At 60.2% G+C, this 13,514-nt stretch carries 13 protein-coding genes and 1 pseudogene; 2 read left to right on the forward strand and 12 right to left on the reverse strand.

Annotated features, from left to right (window positions below; translation table 11 throughout):
* From AB4Z20_RS27590 to ffh, 12 genes and pseudogenes are all read right to left on the reverse strand, one after another.
* Nucleotides 1-197, reverse strand: a pseudogene (locus AB4Z20_RS27590) (hypothetical protein); the annotation flags it as partial.
* A 350-nt stretch (nucleotides 198-547) separates the two neighbouring features.
* Nucleotides 548-835, reverse strand: coding sequence for a DUF3509 domain-containing protein (locus AB4Z20_RS27595; protein WP_003198105.1), 288 nt, complete (start codon nucleotides 833-835; stop codon nucleotides 548-550).
* A gap of 184 nt (nucleotides 836-1,019) precedes the next feature.
* On the reverse strand, nucleotides 1,020-2,390 hold the full coding sequence (locus AB4Z20_RS27600; protein WP_253471801.1) for a transporter substrate-binding domain-containing protein: 1,371 nt from the start codon (nucleotides 2,388-2,390) through the stop codon (nucleotides 1,020-1,022).
* 120 nt (nucleotides 2,391-2,510) lie between these two features.
* Nucleotides 2,511-3,920 (reverse strand): threonine synthase, encoded by a 1,410-nt coding sequence (thrC, locus tag AB4Z20_RS27605; protein WP_024617669.1) that lies wholly within the window; start codon nucleotides 3,918-3,920, stop codon nucleotides 2,511-2,513.
* 105 nt (nucleotides 3,921-4,025) lie between these two features.
* Entirely contained in the window at nucleotides 4,026-5,330 is a 1,305-nt protein-coding gene (locus AB4Z20_RS27610) for a homoserine dehydrogenase (RefSeq protein WP_003198098.1), read from the reverse strand.
* Between the two features lie 132 nt (nucleotides 5,331-5,462).
* Nucleotides 5,463-6,194 carry a bifunctional protein-disulfide isomerase/oxidoreductase DsbC gene (gene dsbC, locus AB4Z20_RS27615; protein WP_214511337.1) on the reverse strand — a complete coding sequence of 244 codons (732 nt, stop codon included), beginning with the start codon at nucleotides 6,192-6,194 and terminating at the stop codon, nucleotides 5,463-5,465.
* A 270-nt stretch (nucleotides 6,195-6,464) separates the two neighbouring features.
* Nucleotides 6,465-7,361 (reverse strand): site-specific tyrosine recombinase XerD, encoded by an 897-nt coding sequence (gene xerD, locus AB4Z20_RS27620; RefSeq protein ID WP_253471797.1) that lies wholly within the window; start codon nucleotides 7,359-7,361, stop codon nucleotides 6,465-6,467.
* A 132-nt stretch (nucleotides 7,362-7,493) separates the two neighbouring features.
* Nucleotides 7,494-7,844 carry a 50S ribosomal protein L19 gene (gene rplS / locus AB4Z20_RS27625; protein WP_003175895.1) on the reverse strand — a complete coding sequence of 117 codons (351 nt, stop codon included), beginning with the start codon at nucleotides 7,842-7,844 and terminating at the stop codon, nucleotides 7,494-7,496.
* 45 nt (nucleotides 7,845-7,889) lie between these two features.
* Entirely contained in the window at nucleotides 7,890-8,663 is a 774-nt protein-coding gene (gene trmD, locus AB4Z20_RS27630; protein WP_170845966.1) for a tRNA (guanosine(37)-N1)-methyltransferase TrmD, read from the reverse strand.
* Nucleotides 8,645-9,181, reverse strand: coding sequence for a ribosome maturation factor RimM (gene rimM / locus AB4Z20_RS27635; protein WP_018611149.1), 537 nt, complete (start codon nucleotides 9,179-9,181; stop codon nucleotides 8,645-8,647). The genes trmD and rimM overlap by 19 nt, the downstream gene beginning before the upstream one ends.
* A gap of 5 nt (nucleotides 9,182-9,186) precedes the next feature.
* Nucleotides 9,187-9,438 carry a 30S ribosomal protein S16 gene (gene rpsP / locus AB4Z20_RS27640; RefSeq protein WP_003198088.1) on the reverse strand — a complete coding sequence of 84 codons (252 nt, stop codon included), beginning with the start codon at nucleotides 9,436-9,438 and terminating at the stop codon, nucleotides 9,187-9,189.
* A gap of 251 nt (nucleotides 9,439-9,689) precedes the next feature.
* Complete coding sequence (ffh, locus tag AB4Z20_RS27645; RefSeq protein ID WP_253471795.1) at nucleotides 9,690-11,066, reverse strand: signal recognition particle protein; 1,377 nt, start codon at nucleotides 11,064-11,066, stop codon at nucleotides 9,690-9,692.
* Nucleotides 11,067-11,272: 206 nt separating this feature from the next.
* Here ffh and AB4Z20_RS27650 point away from each other — a divergent pair, with 206 nt between their 5' ends.
* The gene (locus AB4Z20_RS27650) at nucleotides 11,273-12,085 is read left to right on the forward strand and encodes a cytochrome C assembly family protein (protein ID WP_214511335.1); all 813 of its coding nucleotides are present in this window, start codon (nucleotides 11,273-11,275) and stop codon (nucleotides 12,083-12,085) included.
* 12 nt (nucleotides 12,086-12,097) lie between these two features.
* Nucleotides 12,098-13,339, forward strand: coding sequence for an HlyC/CorC family transporter (locus AB4Z20_RS27655; RefSeq protein ID WP_320389956.1), 1,242 nt, complete (start codon nucleotides 12,098-12,100; stop codon nucleotides 13,337-13,339).
* Nucleotides 13,340-13,514 lie beyond the last annotated feature (175 nt).

Consider the following 13,514-nt stretch of genomic DNA (forward strand, 5'->3'; position numbering starts at 1 on the left):
GGCCGCCTCGCGGTGGACGTTGATCTCGGCGCCCCGTTAACCACGCTGGCCGAACGCAGGCATTGTGGAGTGGGCATCCCGGCATGGATGCCGGGATAGCCGCGCTGGGCCATGGATGGCCCTTCGCGGCGGGCCCACGGAGCAATGCCTTCGTTCGGGCATGCCGAGCCTAGGCGAGGCACCGAGTGGTGGGGCAAGAGCGTTTTGCTTACTTTTGACTGGGCCGGCTCCCGGGCTTTTCAAAAGTGCGCCGCCGTCAGGGCGGAACCCTAAGCCGCCGTTACCGCAGCAATGGATATGTACCCGACCATCAGGCCGCCATCGCGAGCAAGCTCGCTCCCACAAAAAACTCCAGCGCCTGACAAACCGCGCTAAAAACGTAAAAGCCAGGCAAAAAGAAACCCCGAGAAGTGGGGAGACAACTCGGGGTTAAACGTGACCACTCATGGTCCGTACAACAAGCGACAAGCACCGGAGCACAATGCTCGCTCTTGTTGGTAAAGAGTCTGACTCATCAGGACGTAGGAAGGTTCCCACAAAACCCCAGTCAATTCGCCCCGACCATGACCTTGTCGCGCGCCAGATTGCGCAGCGCCGCAATCACACAGGGCTCCAGGCGGCCCTCGGCAATCAATACATCGCGATGCAGGCCATCGACCACATCCGTCAACTGACGCTTGTCGGTCAATTGGGCCTGATTGAACACTCGCTCGACCATGATGGCCCCGGAGGCATTCTTCAGCGTCACCAGGCATTCGCCCTTGGCGCCAGAGGGAGTCAGCGTGACCTGATACGGGCTCAAAGCCTCACCCAGCAATAGGCTGATACTTTCCATTCGCTCACCCTTCAATAGTCCGAAAACAACTGCATGTTCACAGTAAGTGACCGTGGGCCGCAGCAGAAAGTTCGTCAGCGCACCGAACCGGCACGCCTTCAACCTGTTCAACCGAGCATGCGCGCCCAATATGACAGGCAAACAACAGCCCTCTCTTGAAGCCTTGGCGTGGTGACGGTCGGCGTCAGGCCATCAACTTGTCGCAACGGCGCCACCGACGCCCGGCATCGGTCCAGCCCCCCAGAATGCCGCGCAACTGCCCGTCAGCCCCATAGAAGGGCACCGACCAATGATAGATTTCCCGCAAGCCGCTGCTGAACATCAATTGCCGGTCGACGAACCGAGACTGGCCGGTGCGCAATTGCTCCATCACCTCCCCATGGAGCAACTCGGCAGTGGCCGGCGGGAATGCCGCCGAATCTGTCAGCCGCGTGCCCCGCAGTTTTTCGAAGCGGGTCGCAAACTGGTCCTCGTAGCTTTTGTTGCACATGATCAGGCGCCCTTCCAGATCCCGGATGAAAATCGGGTCGGGAATGGCATCCATCAAGGCCCGCTGGAGCATCAACTGGTCCTTGAGGACCGCCTCGGCCTTGAGGCGCTGGTCGATCTGTATCTGCAGGCGACGGTTCCATAGCAGGGACAGGAGGCCGAACACCACGACCACGGTCACGCACCAGTACCCCCAGCGGGACACCCGCTCCCAGATCGATGGCGCCTGGACGGGTGTGCTGCCGGCCATCCATTTGGAACGTAGCGCGCGCATGTCCTTGGCCGGGAAGGCTTCCAGGGCTTTGTTCAGGATGCTAAGCAGCACGGTCAGGTCCTGGCGTACCGCGAGGTAATCGGGTTCCCACTTGCCTTCAAGGCCCCTTCCTACCTGCAATTGTCCCGCCGGATAGAGATGCACCCCGCTTTCATTTTCGATGGTGGCATAGGCTTCCCGACTCTCGACCAATGCCCGCGCCTCGCCATAGGTCTTGGTCGTGCGCAATTCGATGGCCGGGTAGTCGCGCCTGATCTCCGCTTCCAAGGCATGCCGCGCCGGCAACGCCAGGACCTTCCCTTCCAGCTGTTCCAGCGAATGGAGAATCGACTCTCCGTCACGGCCGACAAATACCCAGCCCGAGCCACCAAATGCATGGCTGAAACTCAGGAAATCCCTGCGTTCGTCATTCATCGCCAAGAGGGTCGTCATATCGGCTTCGCTGTTCTCCAGCAGCGTCAGCAACTCGCCGGGGGAGAACGACTCTCGATGCACGAACTCAAGGCCAGTCATTTGCGTAATGCGCTGGAGAATGTCGTGGTTCAGGCCGTTCCACTGCCCCAGTTCATTCTTGAACAGGTACAACGGAAACTGCGTCGTGGCCACGATGACGCGGGGGTTCTCCTTGATCCACTTCAATTCCTGCGCATCCAATACCAGCCGCTCGCCAGGATTGAACGACGGCGTGTCGAAAGCCGCCAACTGTGCCGCATTGCCCCCTTGCGCCCAGTACATCAGGGCCAGGCCCATTACCCAGCCCCGGGCTGGCTTGCCTTTGCTAAAAAACGACATCTGCATTTCCTTCGAGATGACTCGCCCGTCCCTCCAAGGGCGAAAACCCGGCCAGTTTGGCATGCAGAAACAAGAAAGCCCGTCAGGAGACGGGCTTCAAAATGTGACAGGTTTACCCGGTCAGAGCGGCTTGCCGCGATTGCCATGCTGGCTGACAAAGGCCTGCACAGCCTTCAAGTCGTTGGGCAACACGGTGCAACGCTCATCTCGCTCAAACAAATCAGAAAGATGTGCAGGTAGTTCGAGCGCTTTTCCTACACCGGCTTTCTCCACCGCTTCCGGGAACTTGACCGGGTGCGCCGTGCCCAGGATCACCATCGGGATGTCCAGGCTACGACGGCATTCACGGGCCGCCCTGACACCGATGGCCGTGTGCGGATCGAGCAACTCACCGCTCTGCTCGAACACCTCGGCGATGGTTTCGCAAGTCTGCTCATCGTCCACGGCCAGGGAATCGAACAACTTGCGGGCTTCGGTCCAACGCTCGGGCTCGACGCTGAAACCGCCGCCCTGGCGGAAGCTGTCCATCAGGCCGGCAATCGCCGCACCATTGCGACCGTGCAGGTCGAACAGCAGGCGTTCGAAGTTCGACGACACCATGATGTCCATCGAAGGCGAAAGCGTGGCGTGCAGGGTTTCCTTGACGTACTGGTTGCCGCTCATGAAGCGATGCAGGATGTCGTTGCGGTTGGTGGCGACGATCAATTGATTGATCGGCAGGCCCATGTTGCGCGCCAGGTAGCCGGCGAAGATATCGCCGAAGTTGCCGGTCGGCACCGAGAACGACACGGAGCGGGCCGGGCCGCCCAATTGCAGGGCCGCGTGGAAGTAATAAACGATCTGGGCCATGATCCGCGCCCAGTTGATCGAGTTCACCGCCACCAGCCGCGTGCCCTTGAGGAAGCTCTGGTCGGCGAAACTGGCCTTGACCATTTCCTGGCAGTCATCGAAGTTGCCTTCGATGGCGATGTTGTGGATGTTATCGCCGAAAATCGTCGTCATCTGCCGACGTTGTACTTCCGAGACCCGGTTGTGCGGGTGCAGGATGAAAATGTCGACGTTATCGCAATGCTTGCAGCCTTCGATGGCCGCCGAACCGGTGTCGCCAGAAGTGGCACCGACGATCACCACACGCTCGCCACGCTTTTGCAGCACGTAGTCCAGCAGGCGACCGAGCAGTTGCAGGGCGAAGTCCTTGAACGCCAGGGTCGGGCCGTGGAACAGCTCCATGACCCATTCGTTACCGTTGAGCTGACGCAGCGGTGCGATGGCGTTGTGGGAAAAGACGCCATAGGTCTCTTCCAGGATTTTCTTGAAATCGGCGTCCGGGATGCTGCCGGTGACGAACGGGCGCATGACCCGGAACGCCAGCTCGTGATACGGCAGGCCGGCCCAGGAAGCGATTTCTTCCTGGGTGAAGCGCGGCAGGTTTTCCGGCACATAGAGACCGCCGTCCGTGGCCAGGCCGGCCAGGAGGACATCTTCGAAATTCAGGGCCGGTGCCTGGCCGCGGGTGCTGATATAGCGCATGGGGCAAACCTTCGGTTTGGGCTTCAAGCGTTGAAGCTGCAGGCGATACATTCAAAGGCAAGTGTGCCTTCGTTCGCAGCCTGCAACTTACCGCTTGCCGCTAAATTAATTCAAATGTTCGACGCGGATACGGACCACCGGGCCAACGACACCCTGGAGCGCTTCCAACGCCGCAATCGCGTCGTTGATGCGCTGCTCGACCACACGGTGGGTCAGCAGGATCATCGGCACTAGGCCGTCGTGTTCCTCGACTTCCTTCTGCATGATCGACTCGATGTTGATACCGCGTTCCGAGAGAATGCTCGCCACTTGGGCCAGCACACCCGGATGGTCCTTGGCCTGGATGCGCAGGTAGTAGGAGCTTTCGCATGCCTCGATCGGAAGAATCGGGTGAGCCGACAGCGAGTCTGGCTGGAAGGCCAGGTGCGGCACACGGTTTTCCGGGTCCGAAGTCATGGCGCGAACCACGTCCACCAGGTCGGCAATCACCGAAGAGGCCGTCGGTTCCATGCCCGCACCAGCGCCGTAGAACAGCGTCGAGCCGGAGGCGTCGCCGTTGACCATCACCGCGTTCATCACGCCGTTGACGTTGGCGATCAGGCGATCGGCCGGGATCAAGGTCGGGTGCACGCGCAGCTCGATGCCGTTGGCGGTGCTGCGCGCCACGCCCAGGTGCTTGATGCGATAGCCCAAGGCTTCGGCATAGTTCACGTCAGCGGTGGTCAGCTTGGTGATGCCTTCGGTGTAGGCCTTGTCGAACTGCAACGGAATGCCGAACGCAATGGAGGCCAGGATCGTCAGCTTGTGCGCTGCGTCGATGCCTTCCACGTCGAACGTCGGATCAGCCTCTGCGTAGCCCAGGGCCTGGGCTTCGGCGAGCACGTCTTCGAAGGTGCGACCCTTCTCGCGCATCTCGGTGAGGATGAAGTTGCCGGTGCCGTTGATGATCCCCGCGACCCAGTTGATGCGGTTGGCCGACAGGCCTTCGCGGATCGCCTTGATCACCGGGATACCACCGGCCACGGCGGCTTCGAAAGCCACGATCACGCCCTTCTCGCGGGCCTTGGCGAAAATCTCATTACCGTGAACAGCGATAAGCGCCTTGTTCGCGGTGACCACATGCTTGCCATTCTCGATGGCCTTGAGTACCAGCTCACGGGCAACGGTGTAGCCGCCGACCAGCTCTATGACGATGTCGATCTCAGGGTTCGTGGCCACTTCGAAGACATCGTTGGTAATCGCAATACCGGTCGTCTGGAACTGAGGCTTTGGCGTGCGCATGGCAATTTGTGCCACTTCGATCCCACGCCCGGCACGACGAGCAATTTCCTCGGCGTTGCGCTGAAGTACGTTGAAGGTGCCGCCACCGACGGTACCTAACCCACAGATGCCTACTTTGACCGGATTCACTCTTGACTCCCCATGAAACGGCCGACACAAGGTCGGCCGTGAAATACAGCCGCGCAGCAACGCGACTTTGTGTTTAACGGCCCGACGAAGGTTTTCGCCGAGCCGTGATCTTCAGAAGCGGATTGCCCATGATCATTTCGCGCTCAAGGCCAGTTTGGCGACTTGTGGCGCCGGCTGGTAGCCCGGAATCACCTGGCCGTCGGCCAAAACGATGGCCGGCGTACCGTTCACACCAATGGACTGGCCAAGGGCGAACTGCTTGGAAACCGGGTTCTCGCACTTGGCGGCCTTGATTTCCTTGCCATCGACCATCTTGTCCATGGCCGCTTTCTTGTCCTTGGAGCACCAGACCGCCTGCAACTGCTCATCGCCCGGCGAGCCCAGGCCCTGGCGCGGGAATGCAACATAGCGCACTTCGATGCCTCGCTTGTTCAGCTCCGGCACTTCGGCGTGCAGCTTGTGGCAATACGGGCAGGTGGTGTCGGTGAACACGGTGATGTGGGACTTGGTTTCGCCAATGGCCGGATAGACCACGGTTTCAGCGACTGGAATGCCGTTGATCAACTTGGAAATGCCCTGGCGCTCGGTCATCTCGGTGAGATTGACCGGCTTGCCGTCCTTGAGCTCGAACAGGTTGCCCTGGACGATGTACTGACCGTCGGCGCTGGCGTAAAGCACGCGGCTGCCCTTGAGCTTGACCTCATACAGGCCGGCCATTGGGCTGGCCGAGATGGTTTCGATCGGCACTTCGAGCTGAAGGTTTTCCAGGCTCTTGCGGATAGCCTTGTCGGCCGCATCGTCGGCGATGGCAAAGGTACTGGCCAGCGCAATCGCGGCGGCGGTGAACATCTGGATCAAACGCATGGGGACTCCTGAGGCGAACAAATGAGACGGGAAACGCCGACCCGCAGATTCGGGTTCCAACCGCCCACTGTGCAAACCGGGAAAGCCTACCACATAAGGCCCGCGTGACCGAATGCCGCTGATGCAAGACGCTTTGAGGATTGATGCAGGCTGACACACCGCCATCGCGAGCAAGCTCGCTCCCACATTTGATCTTCGGTGCGACATAGATCTCCTGTGGGAGCGAGCTTGCTCGCGATGGCGGCAGCACTGACAACATCGCGGCAGATTTCAGCCGCGCGGATGGTGTTTGGCATGCAGCTCCTGCAACCGCGCCCGGGCGACGTGGGTGTAGATCTGGGTGGTGGACAGGTCGCTGTGGCCGAGCAGCATCTGCACCACCCGCAGGTCGGCGCCGTGGTTGAGCAGGTGCGTGGCGAAGGCATGGCGCAACGTGTGGGGCGAGAGGGATTTGCCGATCCCGGCCACCTTGGCCTGGTGCTTGATGCGGTGCCAAAAGGTCTGGCGGGTCATCTGCTCGCCGCGCAGGCTGGGGAACAGCACGTCGCTGGGGCGCCCGCCCAGCAGTTCGTGGCGGGCATCGCGCATGTAGCGCTCGACCCAGACGATCGCTTCCTCACCCATCGGCACCAGGCGCTCCTTGCTGCCTTTGCCCATCACCCGCAGCACGCCCTGGCGCAGGTTGACCTGCTCCAGCGTCAAGCTGATCAACTCGGTGACCCGCAGGCCACAGGCGTACAAGACTTCCAGCATGGCCCGGTCGCGCTGACCGATGGCTTCGCTGAGGTCGGGTGCCGCCAGCAGCGCTTCCACATCGGCTTCGGAGAGGGACTTGGGCAATGGACGCCCCAATTGCGGCATTTCCACGCGCAAGGTCGGGTCCACCGCGATCAGCTTTTCCCGCAGCAAATAGCGATAGAACCCACGCAGGCCGGAGAGAAACCGCGCGGTCGAGCGCGGCTTGTAGTTCTGCTCCAGACGCCACGCCAAGTGATCAAGGATCAATTCCCGTCCGGCATTGATCAGTTCCAGGTGGTTTTCCTGCAACCAACCGTTGAACAGCGCCAAGTCGCTGCGATAGGCATCGCGGGTGTTATCGGACAGGCCCTTCTCCAGCCACAGGGCGTCGAGAAACTGGTCTATCAGCGGATGATCGATGGCGGGCATAAGAACTCTTGAAGGATGCGGGCACACACAGCATCAAAATGGCAAATGAAGCTATGCAGGGTGCTCAAAGCGCAAATCGCAGGCAACAAAAAAGCAGCCCGCAGGCTGCTTTTTTTGCATCGGAAGCTGGACTTAAGCCAGTTTTTCCTTGATGCGAGCTGCTTTACCCGACAGGTCACGCAGGTAGTACAGCTTGGCTTTACGTACGTCACCGCGACGCTTGACAGCCATGCTGTCGATTTGCGGGCTGTAGGTCTGGAAAGTACGCTCTACGCCAACACCGTTGGAGATTTTACGAACGGTGAATGCACTGTTCACGCCACGGTTACGCTTGGCGATAACGACGCCTTCGAACGCTTGCAGACGGGAACGGTCGCCTTCCTTCACTTTCACCTGAACGACAATGGTGTCGCCTGGGGCAAAGGTAGGGATTTCTTTGGTCATCTGCTCTGCTTCGAGTGCAAGGATGATTTTGTTAGTCATGCTGTGCTCCTAAGGCAAGTCGTCGGACTCACCATCGATACGTTGTTAACTATCGTCCCGCTCGCGGATGTATTCCTCGAGCAGCTTCTTCTCTTCTCCAGAAAGCGAGCGGCTTTCCAGAAGATCGGCGCGTCGTTCATAGGTCCGACCAAGGGACTGCTGTAAACGCCAACGCCGGATGTGCGCGTGGTTGCCACTTAGCAACACGTCGGGAACACGCTGATCCGCATACACCTCCGGTCGGGTGTAGTGCGGGCAATCCAGCAGACCATCCGTAAAGGAATCTTCCTCAGCGGAATCTGCATGCCCTAAAGCTCCAGGCAGCAGTCGTGTAACCGCATCGATCAGGACCATCGCCGGCAGCTCGCCGCCAGACAGTACATAGTCGCCAATCGACCACTCTTCATCGACATGAGCTTCAATGAAACGCTCGTCAATGCCTTCATAACGGCCGGCAATCAGGATCAATGCATCCGAATTCGCCAGCTCGCGTACCGCCGACTGAGTCAGCTGGCGGCCTTGGGGCGACAGGTAGATCACCTTCGCACCCTCCCCGGCTGCCGTCCTGGCCTGAACCAGCGCATCTTCCAGGGGCTTGATCTTCATCACCATGCCCGGACCACCGCCAAACGGGCGATCGTCCACAGTGTGATGTCGATCCGTGGTGTAGTCCCGCGGATTCCAACAGGTAAGCTGCAACAGCTCCTGTTTCACCGCGCGGCTGGTTATGCCGTACTCGCTGATGGCGGAAAACATCTCGGGAAACAATGTGATGACTTCAACGCGCAAGTTAGCCACGTTTAGAAATCCGCATCCCATTCCACCTTCATCTCGCCTGCGGCAAGGTCGACGGCCAACACGCATTGCTCGGTATAGGGCAACAGGCGTTCGCGATCATCCAGGCTGCCGACGCAAGGCTTGACCACCATGACATCGTTCGAACCGGTCTCGAGCAGGTGATCGATTTTCCCGAGCAATTGCCCGAGGTGGTCGATGACCTTCAGACCCACCAGCTCGTACCAGTAGTACTCGCCGTCGGTCAGTTCAGGGAACAGGTTGCGCGGCACGCAGATCTCATAACCGGCCAGAAGACGCGCTTCTTCACGATCATCGAGATCCTTGAGCTTTGCGACCAGGAACTTGTCGTTCCCGCGTCCGCTGACCAGCTCCACCTGTTTCACGCTACCTTCGCGCTTGAGCGTCCAGGTTTTGTAGTCCAACAGGTTCTTGATCGGATCAGTAAAGGAATACACCTTCACTTCGCCGCGAACGCCATGTACAGAGTAGATCTTGCCGACAACGATCAAATCATCAGCATCTTTTGGCGTCGCGTTCATATTGCTCAGGCCGCAGCCTTAGCCGATTCCTTCAACAACTGAGCAACGCGCTCAGAAGGTTGTGCACCAACGCTCAGCCAGTAGGCTACGCGCTCTTGGTTCACGGACAGACGAACTTCCTGACCACGGGCAACAGGGTTGAAGAAACCAACCTGCTCCTTGTGGGAACCGTCACGCGGGTTGCGGCTGTCGGTTACGGTCAGGTGGTAAAACGGGCGCTTTTTGGAGCCGCCAAGGGCAAGACGGATTGTTAGCATGTGAACATCGTTCCTGTAGTCGGTGCTGCAAATCTAAATGCACAGCGGGCATAGGTGCCCGAAAGGCCGCATATTCTAAGGAATATCCGGACTTTTGCAAATGTCTTTTTCCGGCGCCTGGCGCCATGCGATCAAGATTTGCCATAGAGCCGTCATGAAAAACGGCAAGTCAGCTCCCGCGTAGCGCGGGTTTGCTGGAGATCCCCGCATCCGTGCAGGGCAACGCCGACATGACAGCCGGCGCAGATTCTTTACATTTTCGGCATGCCGCCGCCGGGCAACATACCGCCCATGCCGCGCATCATCTTGGCCATTCCGCCCTTGGCGGAGAATTTCTTCATCATCTTCTGCATCTGCTTGTGCTGCTTGATCAAGCGACCAATGTCCTGCACCTGGGTGCCGGACCCCATGGCGATACGGCGCTTGCGCGAACCGCTGATCAGCTCAGGGTCGCGGCGCTCGGCCGGGGTCATGGAGTTGATGATGGCTTCCATCTGCTTGAACTGCTTTTCAGCCGCGCCCTGGGCATTGCCCATCTGCGCCAGGTTCACACCACCGATGTTCGGCAGTTTGTCCATGAGGCCGCCAAGGCCGCCCATGTTCTTCATTTGTTGCAGCTGGTCGCGGAAGTCTTCGAGGTCGAAGCCCTTGCCCTTCTTCAGCTTCTTGGCCAGTTTCTCGGCCTTGTCCTTGTCGAGGGTCTGTTCGGCCTGCTCGATCAGGCTGAGCACGTCGCCCATGCCGAGGATGCGCGAAGCGATACGCTCGGGGTGGAACGGCTCGAGCGCTTCGCTCTTCTCGCCCATACCGATGAACTTGATCGGCTTGCCGGTGATGGCGCGTACCGACAGCGCGGCACCGCCACGGGCGTCACCGTCGACCTTGGTCAGGATCACGCCAGTCAACGGCAGCGCATCACCGAACGCCTTGGCGGTGTTGGCCGCGTCCTGGCCGGTCATGGCATCGACCACGAACAGGGTTTCCACCGGGTTGATCGCGGCATGCAGCGCCTTGATCTCGCCCATCATCTCTTCATCGATGTGCAGGCGACCGGCGGTATCGACGATGACCACGTCGATGAATTTCAGTTTTGCTTCTTTAATAGCCGCCTGGGCGATGTCCACCGGCTTCTGGCTCAGGTCGGACGGGAAGAACGTCACGCCGATGTCGTTGGCCAGGGTTTCCAGTTGCTTGATCGCCGCCGGACGGTAGATGTCCGCCGACACCACCATCACCGACTTCTTCTTGCGCTCTTTAAGGAAGCGCGCCAGCTTGCCGGCTGTCGTGGTCTTGCCCGCGCCCTGCAGGCCGGCCATCAGCACCACCGCTGGCGGTACGGCGCTCAGGTTCAGGTCTTCGTTGGCGGCGCCCATCAGGCTTTCGAGTTCGGCCTGGACGATCTTCACGAACGCCTGGCCCGGTGTCAGGCTGCGCGACACTTCGGTGCCGACGGCGCGTTCCTTGACCGAATTGACGAAGTCCTTGACCACCGGCAGGGCGACGTCGGCTTCGAGCAACGCCATGCGCACTTCGCGCAGGGTGTCTTTGATGTTGTCCTCGGTCAGTTTCGCCTTGCCGGTGACATGGCGCAGCGTCTGCGAGAGACGGTCGGTTAGGTTTTCAAACATGCGCGATCCTTTCAGGCCCAGATGAGACCGGGATAATGGCGGCCCAGACCGTGAAAAATGTGCTCGGCGAGCCTGCGGCGTGGGCAGGTCGCGGATTATAGCGAAGAAGCGGGCAACGTACACCTTACTGTCAGTTGCGGTGGTCTTTCGTGCGAAGGGGGTTCTATGCCAAACTCAGCGCCTTTCGGGCTTGCCTAACAGGATTTATGCTCCCCTTGTCACCCAGCTTGCTTGCCACGCTCGCCGCCGCCTGCCTTTATGCCGCTGCGACCCTCTATCAAGGCACCCGCCTGGCCACCGGCGCCAAGGCGAACAAACGCCTGCTGGTCACGCTTGGCGTACTGGCGGTGCTCGGTCACGCGACCAGCCTTTATACCCACCTGATGACGCCGATCGGCCTGGGCCTGGACTTCTTCAACGCCGCCAGCCTGATCGCCGTCGCCGTGATAGGCCTGACGCTGCTGGCCTGCTCGCGCATTCCGGTGGAAAACCTGCTGGTGCTGCTGTTCCCGCTGGGGCTGGCCACGGTGCTGCTGGCGCAATTCGCGCCGTCGGGCACGGTGCAGATCATCGACGAAGAGCCGGGCATCCTTGCCCATATCCTGCTGTCGATCCTCGCCTATGGCCTGTTCACCATCGCGGTGTTCCAGGCCTTGCTGCTGCTGGTGCAGGACCACCAGCTCAAAAACAAGCACCCGTCCGGGCTGATCCGCAACTTCCCGCCGTTGCAAACCATGGAAAGCCTGTTGTTCGGCTTCCTCTGGGCCGGCTGGAGCCTGCTGTCGCTGTCGCTGATCTCCGGCTGGCTGTTCGTCGAGAACCTGTTCGCCCAGCACCTGGTGCACAAGACCCTGCTGGCCTGCCTGGCGTGGATCGTCTTCAGCGTGCTGTTGTGGGGCCGCAACCGCCTCGGCTGGCGCGGCCACAAGGCGATTCGCTGGACCCTGGCCGGTTTCTGCCTGCTGATGCTCGCGTACTTCGGCAGCAAGCTGGTCCGTGAATACATCCTGCATATCTGACGGACGGCCCTGATGGATACGTTGCCCGTAGCGCCGTTGTTCGCCGTGCTGGTGGTGCTGATCCTCTGGTCGGCCCTGTTCACCGCCATCGAAGCCGCCCAGCAGCACCTGTTGGCCCAGCGCACGGCCTCGCGCGCCAGTGACAAACCACTGGCAACGCTGACATTCCCACTGGCCAGCCTGATCCTGTGCAATACCCTCTGTCGCACCCTGGCCGTCGTCATCGGCACCTTGCTGGCAATTTTTACCTGGCTGGAAAACGGCCCTTGGGTAGCCTGGCTCGGCACCAGCGCCGCCCTGCTGGTGTTTGCCGACTACCTGCCGCGCACCTTGGCCACCCGCCAGCCCGAAGCGGTGCTGGCGCTGGGCAACGCCTTGCTTGGCATACCGCTGAAGATCCTCTATCCATTTGCCTGGCTGTTGAATAGTGCCAGCCAATTGTTGCTGCGCCCCTTTGCGCGCAAAGCCAGCATGGTGCAACAGAGCGACGACGAGATGCCCGCGTCACCGCGCAGCGAGCACGAAACTGAGCACAGCAGCGGCCGACTGCATCCGATTTCCGGCATCCATGCCCTGGACAACATCACCGTCAACGATATCCTCGTGCCCCGCAGCGAGGTCGACGGAATCAACCTCGACGACCCCATCGGCGAGATCATCGAACAGCTGCGCCTGAACCGTCGCACCCGCCTGCCGGTGTTCCACAGCGACATCAACCAGGTCGAAGCGGTGCTCAACACGCGCCAGATCCGTCATTTGCTGGCGGACGCGAGCCTGACCCAGGAAGCGCTACTGGCCGCCTCCCACGAGCCTTATTTCGTCCCTGAAAGCACGCCACTGCAACTGCAATTGCTGAATTTCCACAAGCAGCAGCGGCGCCTGGGCATGGTGGTGGACGAATACGGCGAAGTGCTGGGCATCGTCACCCTGGAAGACATCCTCGAAGAAATCGTCGGCGAATTCGAAAGCGAGCACAGCCTCGACAACCCCCACGTCCACCCCCAGCCCGATGGTCGCCTGATGATCGATGGCGCGGCGTCGATCCGCGAATTGAACAGGACCCTGGGCTGGCATCTGCCTTGCGACGGTCCCAAGACCCTCAACGGGCTGGTGACCGAAGCCCTGGAAACCATCCCCGAAAGCCCGGTGTGCCTGAAGATCGGCCGTTATCGACTGGAAATCATCGAGACCGTGGACAACCGTGTCAGCCAGGTGCTGGCGTGGCATAACAGTTCGGTGCCGGTAGTGCTCTAAACACCGCACCCGTGGCGAGGGAGCTTGCTCTCATCAAACAAAATCCATCCCCTTGTTCTTTAAGCTTTTTTAAGCCGCAACCAATCGGACACCCAGCTTTGTAGCCTTGCGCTGCAAAGCTCTAAGCTGACGATCACGGCTTTTAGCCTCGTACTCATCCATATCCTGCGCCACG

Source organism: Pseudomonas sp. KB_12 (assembly GCF_052114545.1).
Lineage (GTDB): Bacteria > Pseudomonadota > Gammaproteobacteria > Pseudomonadales > Pseudomonadaceae > Aquipseudomonas > Aquipseudomonas brassicacearum.